The sequence below is a fragment of the Paenibacillus sp. FSL R5-0378 genome, assembly GCF_038009285.1.
GTDB classification, from domain to species: domain Bacteria; phylum Bacillota; class Bacilli; order Paenibacillales; family Paenibacillaceae; genus Paenibacillus_AQ; species Paenibacillus_AQ favisporus.
The window spans coordinates 1,973,945-1,986,364 of the sequence record NZ_JBBPAY010000001.1 but is presented as its reverse complement, the minus strand read 5'-3'; the positions used below and the strand labels follow the sequence as shown (position 1 = coordinate 1,986,364).

Sequence of the window (12,420 nt, the reverse complement as noted above, 5' to 3'; positions counted from 1 at the left end):
TGGGATCGGATGCGCGCCGGCGTTACTCCCTGCTGCGGTCGCTTAATTTTTCGCTGATCTCCCGCAGGGTTTGCTGCAGCGCATCCATCTTCTTCAGGCTTGCATATTGGTTGTTGATGATGGCAACCAGAGCGATCAGCAGGATGACAAACAGAAATAACATGTGATCGTCCTCCAATCGTTATAACTGCTGCTCCAGTAGTTCCTGTAAGGAATCCGTGTATTTTTCAACCCATTGGTAAAATGGGAGCACAGGGTCCCATGTCACCTGACGGGTTGCGTAGGCGCATCCCCAGTCTAAAATCCGTTGGTGCAGCATGTGTATTTTTAACCGCTCCACAAATAACTCTTTCTCCGCAGTGAGACGATAATATTGGTTCAACATGGACTTTGCCAACTCCATTTCCCCGTCATCCAGGAAGCTGGATAGCATTGGCGGGAGATCCGCCAGTCCATCAGCGAAATACCCCATGGTGAAGTCAAAAATACCGCTAACCCTGGGAGCACCCGTATCCATTTGAACCAAAATATTGTTTGGATTAAAATCTCCCATGACGAATGAGGGGACAATGGAACAATTCGTAAATGCCTTCAGCGAGTTGAACAACATGTCATCGACCCATTGAATATCCATGGACGAAACATCTGAATACTTTTTGGCATCTTCCAGCCAATATTTTATACGACCATATAGCCACGCTTGATAACCCTCTGCAAACGGACGTATATTCCGCGCGGCGGCATCGTATTCACCGTACCGATCTGTTTTCCACTGATGTAATTCGTGAAGTGTCCTCGCCAAAAGAATGCCTATTTGCTGTTTCTCTTCGTCCTGCAGTCCTTCCAAATCATTGATGTGGCAGCCTGTAAGGCGGGGCATGATGGCATAACTCCAGCCAAAGATATCTGTTGATTCGTCTACGATATAAGGAACGGGGACTGGCAGTTGGGTTCGCTTGGATAATTGGTCCACGAAGTATTTCTCTTCCATGAATTGCCCTGTGTAGAGCGGGTTGCCTTTCAGCACATATTTGCCGGTTGTGGATTGTATAAGTAACGTTTGTTTTCCTACGCCGTTTGGCGTCATTTCAGAAGATATCAGACTGCCTAATGCAAAGCGGTCCAGCATCAACTGGAGCTGATGGTTTGAAATGTCCCCCAGTGTTCTGGACGAAAAAAAGATTTCGGTTGTCAGTCCACCCACCTCCAGCTAGTTCCAAGCTATAACCGCGGGAATCCATGCTGTCCAAAGTTATTCTCAAACACTTAGACACTCCATTCCGTATCCCGCCGTAAAATGGAGTACATTCGTTGATCCACAAACTTCCCCTTAATCTTCAGCTGTTCCCTCAGCACTCCCTCGAAGCTCATCCCGAGCTTCTCCATCACCCGGTAAGACCCCGGATTGCTGGCGTTGCATCTGGCTTCCAGCCGATGGAATCCTGCTTGGACGAAAGCGTACCGCATGATTTCCCTCGTCGCTTCCGTGACGATCCCCTGACTCCAATAAGCTCTGGCCAACGCATAACCAATCTCGGCTTTTTCATGCACCGGATCAACATGGATGAGGCCAGTTCTGCCTATCAGTTTGCCACTGGCCTTCTCGACAATCCCCCAATGAATCGCCTGCTTCATGTCAAACCTTTGATTGACTCTGGTTAGGTAATCGATGGACTCCTCTATGGAATGATGCCGGTCCCATACGGTTTCAGCCGACACATCCGGATCGCTTGCGAGCTCAAAGTAATCTGCGGCATCAGAGAGTTCCAATCTTCGAATCCAAAGCCTCGCCGTTTCAAATGTTGGGGGACTCGAAAATAATTTTCCTGCATCCATCATCCATGGGCCTCCCCATTTAAAGCGCTTCTCTTAGGCACTAGCTCCAAACGACCTTCAAATACTTTCGAAACAGCTCATCCAGCAGCGGCGTCGGATCTTGGAGTTCTGACTTAAAGTCCTTCAAAAAATCGATAACGTGCTCAACTTCGGCTTCGATAAAGTCATTAATGCGATCAATCCGCTTTTCATAATCCAGTTCCTCCCCAGCCATCTTGCGGCTTAAGAGCGAATGAACTTCTTCTAAAAGGGACTCATCTGAAATTAAATCCGCAACGAGATCCTGAAAGAGAATCGGAGGACTCGTGTTATACTTTTCGATCCATTTGCATGCCAGAATGGGCCGAAGTACATAGAAGTATTTTTTAATCTTCACATGCTCACCGCGCAAATACTCACGGAAATTCCCTTGCGCCATACTTAGATAATGATGCATGGATGCTTTGGGAGAAAACACCTTCTCTTTGATGTCTAACAATTCGTCTTTAAATCCATAGTTTTCATCATAAACGATGTCAGAAACGAGCCATTCGAGCAGCGGAGGATTGGACTTTCTAAACAGCTTCAGCGCTTTTCGGATGTCCCATCCGTTGATATCCAGCATATCGTTTATGGGCAGTTCGATAACGTCCCGTTTATCATCGATAGACAGGTACCATTCGGGTCTGTTCACATAGACAAAACGAACATCGTAGTCGCTGTCTTTGGAAGGAAAACCCCATGCACGGCTTCCTGATTCCACAGCGAAAAGAATCTTCACCTGATGCTTCTGTTCAATTTCTACTAGACTCTGCTTTATGATCTCTTTCACTGCTTGCCTCCTTCCGTTACATATGAAAGGAATACTCTACATTTTTGATGATAAGTTTCAATCGCCCTCTAAAAGAAACCTTCGCGGAGGTCCTGCTTCCTGCTCTGCTTCAAAATAAGATAGCCCCTCCCCGCAAATAAGGATGGACGGTTGCCCATATCCAACAGCAGCCTGGAGCGCTTCAAGCAGGGGCAGCTTTTTCCCATCAATTTCAACATTCCACGAAATGCAGTAGGAAACATTGTCTGCCTTATGATTCAGCAATATTTCGTAAATATGCTGAACATCCGAATTGGGTTTAGGAATTTCGATCATACGCCGAAGAATGAAGAGGTCTTCATACCGATGCGAAAATCGGCTTAATGCATGCTTTCGTTTCTTTTCCGAACTAAGCTCGTAGATCAGTCTCTCTCGAACTTCTTTCCAGCAAAATCGCTTGATAAAGTCTGCCTCAATTTCCCTGTCCATTGCCGCTCCCCTTGCTCTATACGTCCACCCGATAATTGAGATGCAGCTCGTCCCCCGGAAGGCCGCGAATTCCCCAATTCGCTTTCGGTGTTTCAAAAATCGTGATTTCCAGATCGGAAACGCCGATCCCCAAGGCGGGAATTTTTTCGAAAAGAAGCTGGATCAGCTGCTTTTTCGCGGCAGCGGATCGTCCTTCGAACATGCTGATTTCAATAATCGTATATTGGTCGGTGCGGTCACCGGGGTAGATGAAGTCTTCTTGATCCATGAAAAAGAACCGGTGAAACCTTTTATCCTGAGGCAGCTGCAGCGCCTCCACGGCACAGGCATGGAGCACATCCGAAAAAGCGCCCTGGATCGGTTTCAGCGTGGAACGCAGACCGAAAATTTTAATTTGAGCCATCCGTCTCTCCCCTTCCATGAAATAGAATCATCCCGGGATGCTGATTGGGCTACACGTTAGGAAAAAGTGGCGTCGAGAGATATCTTTCCCCTGTATCGGGCAGCAGGACGACGATCCGTTTATTGTGATACTCCGGTCTTTTGGCCAATTGAATGGCCGCGTACACGGCAGCCCCGGACGAAATGCCCACCAGCAGTCCTTCCCATCTGGATAGCGAACGGGCCGTTTCCAGCGCGTCTTCGTCCTTGACCTGGATGATCTCATCGACGATGGACGGGTTGAAGTTATCCGGTATGAAGCCCGCTCCGATGCCTTGAATCTGGTGTGCACCCTTCTTTCCTCCGGACAGAACCGCCGAGGTAAAAGGCTCCACCGCCACGATCCGCACGGACGGATTTCTTTCCTTCAGCACTTCACCAACGCCAGTGATCGTGCCGCCTGTCCCGACGCCGCTGACAAAAATGTCCACATCTCCGCCGGTATCTCTCCAAATCTCTTCTGCTGTCGTCATCCGGTGAATCGCCGGATTGGCCGGGTTGTTAAATTGCTGCGGAATAAAAGAGTTCGGGGTGGATGCCGCGATTTCTTCGGCTTTGCGGATGGCACCGCCCATCCCTTCATTCGCCGGTGTCAGCACCAGTTCGGCTCCAAGCGCAAGCAGCAGCTTGCGGCGCTCCAGGCTAAAGCTCTCCGGCAGGGTAATAATCAGCTTGTAACCGAGAGCCGCTGCCGCAAAAGCCAAGCCTACCCCGGTATTTCCGCTCGTCGGCTCGATGATCACCGAGTCCTTGTTCAGCAGTCCGCGTTCCTCGGCATCCTTGATCATGGCATAACCGATGCGGTCCTTTACGCTGCCTGCCGGGTTAAAATACTCCAATTTCGCAATGAGGGTCGCCTGAAGCTCGTGCTTCTCCATCACATGGCCCAGCTCCAGCAGCGGCGTATTTCCTATAAGATCAGTCAAGTTCTTGGCGATTGTCATTTCCGTTAACACTCCTGAGTATAAAATCCAACTTCCTCCGTTGGTCATTACTTCAAGTTATCATTTCCGGAAAATAAAAACAATCCATGCGACCCGTGAAGCACCTAAGACAGGCTGCTTACCCGCGCTGCCCTGGTCATACCTCTACAATACCGGCGGCTTGGTAAGGGTAGTCGATCTGCTTTTTCACGAGCTGCGCCGCTTCTGCTCCTGCGAATCGTTCAATGACGTATACGCCCAGGTCAATGGAGGTGGCCACCCCGCCAGCCGTGATGAAATGGCCATCTTTTACAATCCGGGCTTGAACCACCTCTTCGCAGTAAGGCTGCAGCAAGTCGTAGACGTTGGGATGGGTCGTCGCTTTCCGTCCTTTTAAAAACCCCGCAGCTCCCCACAGCAGCGAACCCGTGCATACGGACACTTTGAATTCCGCCGATTCAGCTGTTCGAATCCAGTTGATAAAATCCGCATCCTCCCGCAGCTTTCGCGTTCCCATTCCCCCAGGGATGAACACCAGGTCATACGCCGATAAATCCGGCCGGATTACATTTACGCTGACCCGCATTCCCAGCTCATCCGTCACTTCTTCCGTTAAGCCGCAAATGTCCCATGTCGTATCTTTCGTTGGCTCAAACTGCCGCAGGCGGTAGATGACATCATAAAAGCCAACAAAATCCAGAAACGTAACGCCATCGAACAATACGAGCGCAATTTTCAAACCGAATCATCCTCTCAGAAAGGGCAGCCTAGGATTATAGCTATCTGAAACGAACCCCGGGCTCTTCTAAATTTTTGAACTGCTCAACGCCGTATGGGAGGCAGCATATTCTTCTTTCAGCAAGCCGTAGATCTCCAAATCGACAACGCCTTTACCCGACCAGACGGTTGCCTGCCTTAACGTGCCTTCCAGCATAAAACCGTTCTTCTGTAGCACGCGCTTGGAAGCATCGTTCGCCGGCATCACTTCGGCCTGCAGCCGATTGACCCCCACCTGTTCGAATAAATAGCCGGTCAGCAGCTGCACCGCTTTCGTGGCGATGCCCTGCCCCCAATAATCTTCATTTAAAAAGTAGCCGATGGACATCATATTCACTTTGGAGTTGATATCATACACTTCGGCAATACCGGCCAGTTTTCGGGAGGAGTCCGGGATAAAGATGCCCCACTTCACTCTCGATTTTTTGTTATAGTCGCGTTCGAAATGCCCGATCAACTTTTTCACCGTATCTTTATTGTGCTTGGGGATGATCCCGCAGTAGTCAAACACGCGGTCGTTGGAATAAATTTCGTATAGGTCATCTAGATGGGCCGGTTCGATTTTACCCAGCTCAATGCTGTCGTTGTGTAAGGTAGGAAAGGTGTCGAATAGCGTGTCTGTATTCAAATTCGTGGTCCTCCTTGTGAGGATAACTAAAGTGGAAATGATGATCGTAGACTGCCGAGAAAACGATAGATTGCAGCAAGGTCTTTCTCATCGAAACGCTGTCCCTTTTCAGTCGAAGTTGGGTGCTGCCAATTCAGCAACCTGACGAATCACGTCACCGGCATCATCACCGTTCCGGATGACAAAGAAATGGTCCGCTTCTCCTACCGTGGGCTCTATGACGCCGCTGTCCGGAGACTCCGCCTGCTGCCGATCCAAAACGGCTTTAAAGGAAGAAGCTTTGCTGAAGATGGAAGTGCTGCGCTGGCTGTGAGCTACCCGTTCTTGAAGGACCGCATCCGGAAGGTCAAAATAAACGATAACTGTTGTAAACCCGTGATTTCGGTAATAATCAATCAGTTTGAGGCGGGCATGGCGATGGCGGTTGGAATTGCACAGGATGAGATGATAAGAGGTCTGGTTTACCGCATAATCCACAATGGTCTGAGTCACGGCATATTTGATCCGATTAGGTCCTTGTTTTGGCAGCAGAGCCCGGTAATGGGTATTGATAAAGTCCGCATGGTTGTCCTGATCAATGACCAGGGAGTTCGGCATTTGTCCTTCCAAGGCTTGGGCAAACGTCGATTTACCGCTATGGGTTACCCCAACGGTCAGAACGACGAGCCTGCTCATGACGGTTGATCCTTCGGCTGGTAGGCACCCAGCTCATTTCCGAACGGATCGACGAATTTGATGACCCAGCCGAATCCGTGATCTTCGTACTGCCTGATATGTACTTCGTTGTCCTGCAGGGTATCGTGCAGGCGTTCGATCTGCCGGGTGATAAACATGAATGACGGCATTGGAAATCCATCTTCCGCCAGCCAAAATGTCCGCTCATTTTTTGTGCTGCGATGCAGCATCAGAACCGGACCAGAGTTAAATTTTAACCAAGCCGCATGATCGTACACCGTCATCACTTCAAGACCAAGCACTTTGTTATACCACTCAACCGCTTGCGGAATATCCTGCACCGGCAATTGCACGTGATCGACGTTCTCTACGAGATGATTCAAAATACTTCCTCCCTTCACTATTCACGGATCAACCAGGTTTGGCTTAATAATATTTCAATAATTCCTTGTCGATCTCATCAATATAACCGATGTCTTGTTGACCATCCCAGAATACAATTCTGCTCGCTTCATTATTGATGACAAAAGGCCTCTCCTGGTCAATATCCGCGCAAAACAATCCACCGTATTCGATCCTGCCGTCCTTTAACCGGAACTTCATCATTCCTCTAAATGTAACATGATCCGAGGTTTGATTGGTCTCCTCAGCCATCTCGCGAATAGCGCATTCCCGAAGAGATTCGCCAGGCTCCAATATTCCGCCGGGTAATTCCCAGTGATTTTTCCATGTATTATGGAGCAGCAAAAATCCGTCCTTATTTCTGGCAACGACCAAGGCGTGAGTAATCGGAAAATCCAGGTTCATTTGGGCTGCTTCCTCTTCGGACACGGGCAGAAATTCGTCAAACACATCCCCATTCTGATTGATACAAATTGGCATCCTAATCCCCCCTTTCATGAGATATAACGAAATATTCACCTGGGAGCCATACTCATTAGCGCATGAGTTTATCCCATTTTCACAATAAAATTTTGATACCTTCTGCCCTCCTCTATCCTTACGCTGACCTTGCCCTCAACGCCTACTTTATCTATGACCTTATCCCAAAACGCCTGAGCTGGAATATTGCTGCTAAGTTGGCTTAGTTCCCATTCCCCCGAACTACTTTTCAAAAAGTCTACAGCAGCCCTTGTACCGGCTCCCAGCCTCCTAAATTTGCGAAGAATAAAGAAATGGCACAATCGGCTGTACTTTCTGGGATGTTCTATTTCTTTTGTTAAAATAAACCCGCCTATTTCACCGTTCACTTTAATCAAATAGGGATGATGCCCACTGGCAGGGTCCCAGTAAGCATCCAGTTCAGGCAGTTTTGGATAACTCCCGTCTTCGCCAATAGCGATATTAGTGAATTCGGTAAAATCATATACATAGAACTGTAGTAAGTTTGCTAATAATTCTTTTTGCGACTCGGCTGCTCTAGTAACCAGAACCTCCATCTGCTTAAAAAATCTCCCCAAGCTTGATCTCATCATAAGAATGTACCGTGATATCCGCTTGGTCCAGGTTCTGGTTCCCCGAGTTCAGATTCAGATATCCGATGCACTTCATGCCGGCCTTCTTCGCAGCGATTACCCCGTTTCTTGAATCTTCAAGAACGACGCAATTTTGCGGATCGACTCCAAGCTGCTTTGCTGTCTCGAGGTAAATGTCGGGTGCGGGTTTTCCTTTTGGAACCTCTTCACCGCTGACCACGGTCTTGAAAAAATGGCTCAGCCCGAATTTTCCAAGAACACCTTCAATAAAAATCCTCGGAGAAGACGAAGCGACCGCCATCGGAATATTCCGCTGCTTAAGTTGAGCAATCAGCTCCCGAATGCCTTCTATAGGCTCTATTTCGAGATTATTGAGAATATTCATTTTCATATTCAGTTGATACTCAATCATTTCCTGAATCGTATGCACCAAGTTGTGCTCCTGCCTGAAAATGCCCAGCATCTCGGGATTCGTCATCCCGACAAACCGCTCCAGCTCCTGTTCTGTCGTTTTCACACCAAAGTAATCCAATGTCTTAATATCCACGTCAAAATGAATCGGTTCGCTGTCAATAATGACGCCATCCATATCGAAAATAAATGCGCGGTTCATGAAGTTCCTCCCTTTCGCCCAACCTGCAGTTATATGGCTTTACTTTACTGTAACAACCCAAACTTATGCTTCAAATAATACATGATTCCAGCCCGGTCCACATCGGAAAACTGTCTTGGTTCCTCTTTCATCATCCTCTGGATTTCATCGACCGGTCTCCAACTGGCATTCGCCGTTTCGTCGCCATTTCGAAGCAAGGTCCCTTCCGCTCTGCATAAAAAGTACATGCCAACGGAATCAACCGGACCTTTGATGGTCTGGTATACACAATAGGGTTCGACGCACTCCACCTCAAACCCTGGGTTGATCCCGCGCGTATCAATCCTTTTTTCGCTCCCTTCGACTTCGACGATGGTGAGCCCTGTTTCCTCGCGCACTTCGCGCCTTAATCCATCCAGGATGGGTTCAAATAGCTCTAATCTGCCTCCCGGCAATTCCAACGATTCTTCACCCGGCTTTTTACGGGTCTGAAGAATGATTTCCGTTTGGTTACGGTGAACGCGTTCAATGATGGCCCTAACATTAACGAAAAACATAACGCTCTCCTCCTCGTTGATCCGTCTCGCTACTTCAAAATGATTCGGACCATTTCCTTTAATGTCTTTACGGATCTTTATAATTGTTCGCGTTCCTTACAATCCTTCAAATGCGCACCTACAAAAAGATCAAATCCTAAATTGCATCATCTTTGATACATATTTTTTTTGTGTTATTATATATGTAATAAAGACCAAGTGCTGGTAACACTTGGTCCATACAATTGGCTTGGATGGGATCCCCCTTCTTAGTCAGTATAAAGGAAAAAACCCACCTTTTGCTTCCAACCTTTGGGTGGGTTTTTACTTTTTCTTGTTGTTATTATTGATGTATGTTAAAAGAGCAAGAATGAACGTCCCAAATAGGAACATGATCGTTAATGCGTCTTTTACTTCCATGGCTTCACCTCCTTTCGAAGGGAAACCATGCCCACCCAAGATTCAATTGTAGTTATATTTTACCTTTTAATACATATACGCACAAGTGTTCCCGTCACTTTCTCCAGGATTGTGAATCCTTAAGAATCTTATGAAGATTCCCCAAACAGCTGCTCCTTGAGCCTCTCTCTTACATCCACATCCGCCTGATCTAACATAGTTACCCCACCGCAACAATCACACTCGTCACAAGCAATAACACAGAGACGGGCGCCCAGATCCTTCTTTCCCATTTACTTCGAGTAATCAGGTTCAGCACGGTTGAAATCGTTGAAAAAGCAACCACAAACCAGATCGCTTTGTTGGCAAACCAATCCCACGACGGAACGAATAAGCCCGATCTGCTCAGCACGATCGCCGCGATGGCGAGAAGAACGATAGCCTGGACAATCGCCCCCACTCGCATACCCGGCGGGTATTTCCCCGGGAACTTTCCACCCATCGCATAACTTCCCCATGGCATTCCTAGTGCCAAAGCCAGTTGAAAAAGCACCACAATAACAATCAAAATAGTGAATACCATCGCCGATATGGATACCAACACTGTCATCCCACTCCCTCTCACTGAAGTCTACTGGGTGAAAATCCGCTTCTTCCTCTGGCGGTCCGTGAGCCATGTCATCGGAAGTATTCTTTTCCGGTCTGTGCTGCCCTTAGACCTCGAACCAAAAACGGTTCAAGACATTTCCGTCTTCCTCAATAAAGTCCTGGTCTGGAATCCCGCCATTGTTGAGGATCGTCTTCTTGGAGCCTATATTATAGGCATCGCAGACCACCAACACTTTATGTATTCCAAGCTTCTTGGCTTCTTGAAGGGATAAGGAGAGCAATTGGGTGGCGTAGCCTTTTTGCCTTTCCGAAGGACGGATCCCATATCCGATATGTCCGCTGCTTTCCAATAATTTTTCATTAAGCTCATGTCGTATATTTACGGCTCCAACGATCCGATTCGTCTCCGTCACCAGCCACAACGTGGAGTTCCTTACATATCCATCCGGCAGGTCCTTGCCTTGTTCATTGTCCTCTAAAAACCGGATCATTCCTGCAAAATCCGCAGGATCCTTCGAAACGACCCAAGGCACAATCGGTTCGTTGCTTTCCTTCCAGTCCAGATAAAAAGAGAGGTACTCCTCTTGCAGTTCTGCCGTAGGTTTGATTAATCGTACATTCATCTCGGTTGCTCTCCTCATTCACATTTGTTTTGTCGTCTGACCGTCCGTGCCGCACCATTCCTAATAGACTATACCCAGGATGTCCTCGATCTTCTTGATGTAATAAGTGCAATTTTCACGGAGCAGCTCTCCGTCGCTTCCATATCCATACTCAGCTCCAATAGAGTCAATCCCGTTGTTTTTGGCCCCGATCATATCGTGCTGTCGGTCGCCGATCATAACCACTTCGCTTTTCACAAGGTTTCTGTTCTGGAGAATGTATGTAATGATTTCGGTTTTGTCGGACAGCGTCCCGTCCAGATGACTGCCAACGACCCATTCAAAGAAAAGGTCAACTTCAAAATACTTGAGGATCTCATCCGCAAACACTTTCGGTTTAGAGGTGGCGACATACAGCGTAAATCCGTCGTCCTGCAGCTGCTTCAGCACGCTCTGCATTTCGGGATACAGCTCATTTTCAAACATTCCGCGCTCCCTAAAATACTCCCTATAATATTCAACGCCTTGCAGCGCCTGGTCTTCTGAAAAAGAATAGATTTCCATAAACGAGTTTTTCAACGGGGGACCGATAAACGGCTCCAGCTTATCTAAGTCATCCTCTTGGATCCCGAATTTGTTCAGTGCATATTGTACCGACTTGGTAATCCCTATCTTAGGGTCCGTAATCGTGCCGTCCAGATCAAATAAAAGATGGTTGTATCTCATGAGCTAGTTTCTACCTGCTTTCTAATTGCTGTTTTTGCAATGGTGTATTCTTCATCTGAACTATGAATGATTTTCATCGAACCACCCTTATTTGATTTCCAATGAAGTAATGCCTACAGAATATTTTCCAGTATCTTCGCAACTCCATCGTTATCATTCGTATCCGTGACCTCTTTTGCCAACGCCTTTAGTTCTTCCACTGCATTTCCCATTGCCACGGGCCAACCACAAACTCTAAATAATCCAAGATCATTTCGATCGTCACCAAAGGCGATCACATTTTCCAGAGGAACTTTCAAGCTTTTGCATAGTAGATCTACAGCCTTCTCCTTTGAGGCCATTTTAGAAGTAATCTGAACAAGTTCTCCATGATCTGTAACGATCACATTCAATTGGTCTGCAAGCTGGTCTGCAAGCTGGTCTGCAAGCTTCTCATTAAATGAGCTGGTATCCATATTGCCGTAAAAAAGAATTTTTGTTGCATCCAGTTTTTTTAGTTCTTCCAACGATTTCGCGGTGGGATTTTCCTGAACCTTCATATAGGCTGTATAATCATACTCCTCAAGGCTCAGCCATTCATCCATGACTTCCAGACTTATTTTCAAATCCATGTCGCAGCTTAACCCATGTTCCAAAACCTCAGCGGTCATTCGAGCTTCAATGGGTTCATGATGATGAATTCCTGTTTGTTCGCATTTAATATAGGCTCCGTTGTAAAAAATAGTTGAACCCATCCTCAGTAGTTCTTCCGGTAATAACCATCTCACAGCTCTTGGTGGCCGTGCGGTCGCAAAGATGATTTTCATTCCTTTCTCGTAACAATCCTGAATAGCCTTATAGTTCCGGTCAGTAATTTGTTTATCGGAGTTGAGGAGAGTTCCGTCTAAATCCAAAACAACTGCTGCAAAATTCATTGAAATTC

At 47.2% G+C, this 12,420-nt stretch carries 20 protein-coding genes; all 20 read right to left on the bottom strand.

What is annotated here, in order from left to right; all coding sequences use genetic code 11:
• Nucleotides 1-22 precede the first annotated feature (22 nt).
• Nucleotides 23-163 carry a hypothetical protein gene (locus tag MKY74_RS09320; RefSeq protein ID WP_167372900.1) on the bottom strand — a complete coding sequence of 47 codons (141 nt, stop codon included), beginning with the start codon at nucleotides 161-163 and terminating at the stop codon, nucleotides 23-25.
• A gap of 18 nt (nucleotides 164-181) precedes the next feature.
• Nucleotides 182-1,204 carry a phosphotransferase family protein gene (locus MKY74_RS09315; protein ID WP_341011959.1) on the bottom strand — a complete coding sequence of 341 codons (1,023 nt, stop codon included), beginning with the start codon at nucleotides 1,202-1,204 and terminating at the stop codon, nucleotides 182-184.
• Nucleotides 1,205-1,266: 62 nt separating this feature from the next.
• The gene (locus MKY74_RS09310; RefSeq protein ID WP_084204040.1) at nucleotides 1,267-1,839 is read right to left on the bottom strand and encodes a GNAT family N-acetyltransferase; all 573 of its coding nucleotides are present in this window, start codon (nucleotides 1,837-1,839) and stop codon (nucleotides 1,267-1,269) included.
• Between the two features lie 37 nt (nucleotides 1,840-1,876).
• The gene (locus MKY74_RS09305; RefSeq protein ID WP_076173335.1) at nucleotides 1,877-2,647 is read right to left on the bottom strand and encodes a nucleotidyltransferase domain-containing protein; all 771 of its coding nucleotides are present in this window, start codon (nucleotides 2,645-2,647) and stop codon (nucleotides 1,877-1,879) included.
• Nucleotides 2,648-2,704: 57 nt separating this feature from the next.
• Nucleotides 2,705-3,115 carry a hypothetical protein gene (locus MKY74_RS09300; RefSeq protein ID WP_076173336.1) on the bottom strand — a complete coding sequence of 137 codons (411 nt, stop codon included), beginning with the start codon at nucleotides 3,113-3,115 and terminating at the stop codon, nucleotides 2,705-2,707.
• A 16-nt stretch (nucleotides 3,116-3,131) separates the two neighbouring features.
• Entirely contained in the window at nucleotides 3,132-3,518 is a 387-nt protein-coding gene (locus tag MKY74_RS09295) for a tautomerase family protein (protein WP_076173337.1), read from the bottom strand.
• Between the two features lie 49 nt (nucleotides 3,519-3,567).
• The gene (gene cysK, locus MKY74_RS09290; protein ID WP_076173338.1) at nucleotides 3,568-4,500 is read right to left on the bottom strand and encodes a cysteine synthase A; all 933 of its coding nucleotides are present in this window, start codon (nucleotides 4,498-4,500) and stop codon (nucleotides 3,568-3,570) included.
• A gap of 136 nt (nucleotides 4,501-4,636) precedes the next feature.
• Entirely contained in the window at nucleotides 4,637-5,218 is a 582-nt protein-coding gene (locus MKY74_RS09285; RefSeq protein ID WP_076173339.1) for a DJ-1/PfpI family protein, read from the bottom strand.
• Between the two features lie 66 nt (nucleotides 5,219-5,284).
• Nucleotides 5,285-5,884 carry a GNAT family N-acetyltransferase gene (locus MKY74_RS09280; protein ID WP_076173340.1) on the bottom strand — a complete coding sequence of 200 codons (600 nt, stop codon included), beginning with the start codon at nucleotides 5,882-5,884 and terminating at the stop codon, nucleotides 5,285-5,287.
• Between the two features lie 108 nt (nucleotides 5,885-5,992).
• On the bottom strand, nucleotides 5,993-6,559 hold the full coding sequence (locus MKY74_RS09275; RefSeq protein WP_076173341.1) for an ATP-binding protein: 567 nt from the start codon (nucleotides 6,557-6,559) through the stop codon (nucleotides 5,993-5,995).
• Nucleotides 6,556-6,942 (bottom strand): VOC family protein, encoded by a 387-nt coding sequence (locus MKY74_RS09270; protein WP_076173342.1) that lies wholly within the window; start codon nucleotides 6,940-6,942, stop codon nucleotides 6,556-6,558. Before MKY74_RS09270 ends, MKY74_RS09275 begins: the two co-directional genes overlap by 4 nt.
• Before the next feature lie 43 nt (nucleotides 6,943-6,985).
• Nucleotides 6,986-7,441 carry an NUDIX hydrolase gene (locus MKY74_RS09265; protein ID WP_076173343.1) on the bottom strand — a complete coding sequence of 152 codons (456 nt, stop codon included), beginning with the start codon at nucleotides 7,439-7,441 and terminating at the stop codon, nucleotides 6,986-6,988.
• Nucleotides 7,442-7,509: 68 nt separating this feature from the next.
• Nucleotides 7,510-7,998 (bottom strand): GNAT family N-acetyltransferase, encoded by a 489-nt coding sequence (locus MKY74_RS09260; RefSeq protein ID WP_076173344.1) that lies wholly within the window; start codon nucleotides 7,996-7,998, stop codon nucleotides 7,510-7,512.
• A gap of 4 nt (nucleotides 7,999-8,002) precedes the next feature.
• Complete coding sequence (locus tag MKY74_RS09255) at nucleotides 8,003-8,647, bottom strand: HAD family hydrolase (protein WP_076173345.1); 645 nt, start codon at nucleotides 8,645-8,647, stop codon at nucleotides 8,003-8,005.
• Between the two features lie 44 nt (nucleotides 8,648-8,691).
• Nucleotides 8,692-9,183, bottom strand: coding sequence for an NUDIX domain-containing protein (locus MKY74_RS09250; RefSeq protein WP_076173346.1), 492 nt, complete (start codon nucleotides 9,181-9,183; stop codon nucleotides 8,692-8,694).
• A gap of 303 nt (nucleotides 9,184-9,486) precedes the next feature.
• Nucleotides 9,487-9,582, bottom strand: coding sequence for a competence inhibitor ComI (gene comI / locus MKY74_RS09245; RefSeq protein ID WP_019419116.1), 96 nt, complete (start codon nucleotides 9,580-9,582; stop codon nucleotides 9,487-9,489).
• 199 nt (nucleotides 9,583-9,781) lie between these two features.
• Nucleotides 9,782-10,171: a hypothetical protein gene (locus MKY74_RS09240; protein ID WP_076173347.1), complete on the bottom strand. Its 390-nt coding sequence runs from the start codon at nucleotides 10,169-10,171 to the stop codon at nucleotides 9,782-9,784.
• Between the two features lie 103 nt (nucleotides 10,172-10,274).
• Nucleotides 10,275-10,793 (bottom strand): GNAT family N-acetyltransferase, encoded by a 519-nt coding sequence (locus MKY74_RS09235; RefSeq protein WP_076173348.1) that lies wholly within the window; start codon nucleotides 10,791-10,793, stop codon nucleotides 10,275-10,277.
• A gap of 60 nt (nucleotides 10,794-10,853) precedes the next feature.
• Nucleotides 10,854-11,498, bottom strand: coding sequence for an HAD hydrolase-like protein (locus MKY74_RS09230; protein WP_076173349.1), 645 nt, complete (start codon nucleotides 11,496-11,498; stop codon nucleotides 10,854-10,856).
• Between the two features lie 113 nt (nucleotides 11,499-11,611).
• The gene (locus MKY74_RS09225; RefSeq protein ID WP_076173350.1) at nucleotides 11,612-12,412 is read right to left on the bottom strand and encodes an HAD family hydrolase; all 801 of its coding nucleotides are present in this window, start codon (nucleotides 12,410-12,412) and stop codon (nucleotides 11,612-11,614) included.
• Nucleotides 12,413-12,420 lie beyond the last annotated feature (8 nt).

Bases quoted from the DNA above. Each gene is read 5' to 3' on its own strand.
- MKY74_RS09230 (WP_076173349.1), bottom strand. From the start codon at position 11,498: ATGAGATACAACCATCTTTTATTTGATCTGGACGGCACGATTACGGAC.
- MKY74_RS09320 (WP_167372900.1), bottom strand. From the start codon at position 163: ATGTTATTTCTGTTTGTCATCCTGCTGATCGCTCTGGTTGCCATCATC.
- MKY74_RS09300 (WP_076173336.1), bottom strand. From the start codon at position 3,115: ATGGACAGGGAAATTGAGGCAGACTTTATCAAGCGATTTTGCTGGAAA.
- MKY74_RS09265 (WP_076173343.1), bottom strand. From the start codon at position 7,441: ATGCCAATTTGTATCAATCAGAATGGGGATGTGTTTGACGAATTTCTG.
- MKY74_RS09250 (WP_076173346.1), bottom strand. From the start codon at position 9,183: ATGTTTTTCGTTAATGTTAGGGCCATCATTGAACGCGTTCACCGTAAC.
- MKY74_RS09235 (WP_076173348.1), bottom strand. From the start codon at position 10,793: ATGAATGTACGATTAATCAAACCTACGGCAGAACTGCAAGAGGAGTAC.
- MKY74_RS09275 (WP_076173341.1), bottom strand. From the start codon at position 6,559: ATGAGCAGGCTCGTCGTTCTGACCGTTGGGGTAACCCATAGCGGTAAA.
- MKY74_RS09310 (WP_084204040.1), bottom strand. From the start codon at position 1,839: ATGATGGATGCAGGAAAATTATTTTCGAGTCCCCCAACATTTGAAACG.
- cysK (WP_076173338.1), bottom strand. From the start codon at position 4,500: ATGACAATCGCCAAGAACTTGACTGATCTTATAGGAAATACGCCGCTG.
- MKY74_RS09260 (WP_076173344.1), bottom strand. From the start codon at position 7,998: ATGGAGGTTCTGGTTACTAGAGCAGCCGAGTCGCAAAAAGAATTATTA.
- MKY74_RS09225 (WP_076173350.1), bottom strand. From the start codon at position 12,412: ATGAATTTTGCAGCAGTTGTTTTGGATTTAGACGGAACTCTCCTCAAC.
- MKY74_RS09255 (WP_076173345.1), bottom strand. From the start codon at position 8,647: ATGAACCGCGCATTTATTTTCGATATGGATGGCGTCATTATTGACAGC.
- MKY74_RS09240 (WP_076173347.1), bottom strand. From the start codon at position 10,171: ATGACAGTGTTGGTATCCATATCGGCGATGGTATTCACTATTTTGATT.
- comI (WP_019419116.1), bottom strand. From the start codon at position 9,582: ATGGAAGTAAAAGACGCATTAACGATCATGTTCCTATTTGGGACGTTC.
- MKY74_RS09295 (WP_076173337.1), bottom strand. From the start codon at position 3,518: ATGGCTCAAATTAAAATTTTCGGTCTGCGTTCCACGCTGAAACCGATC.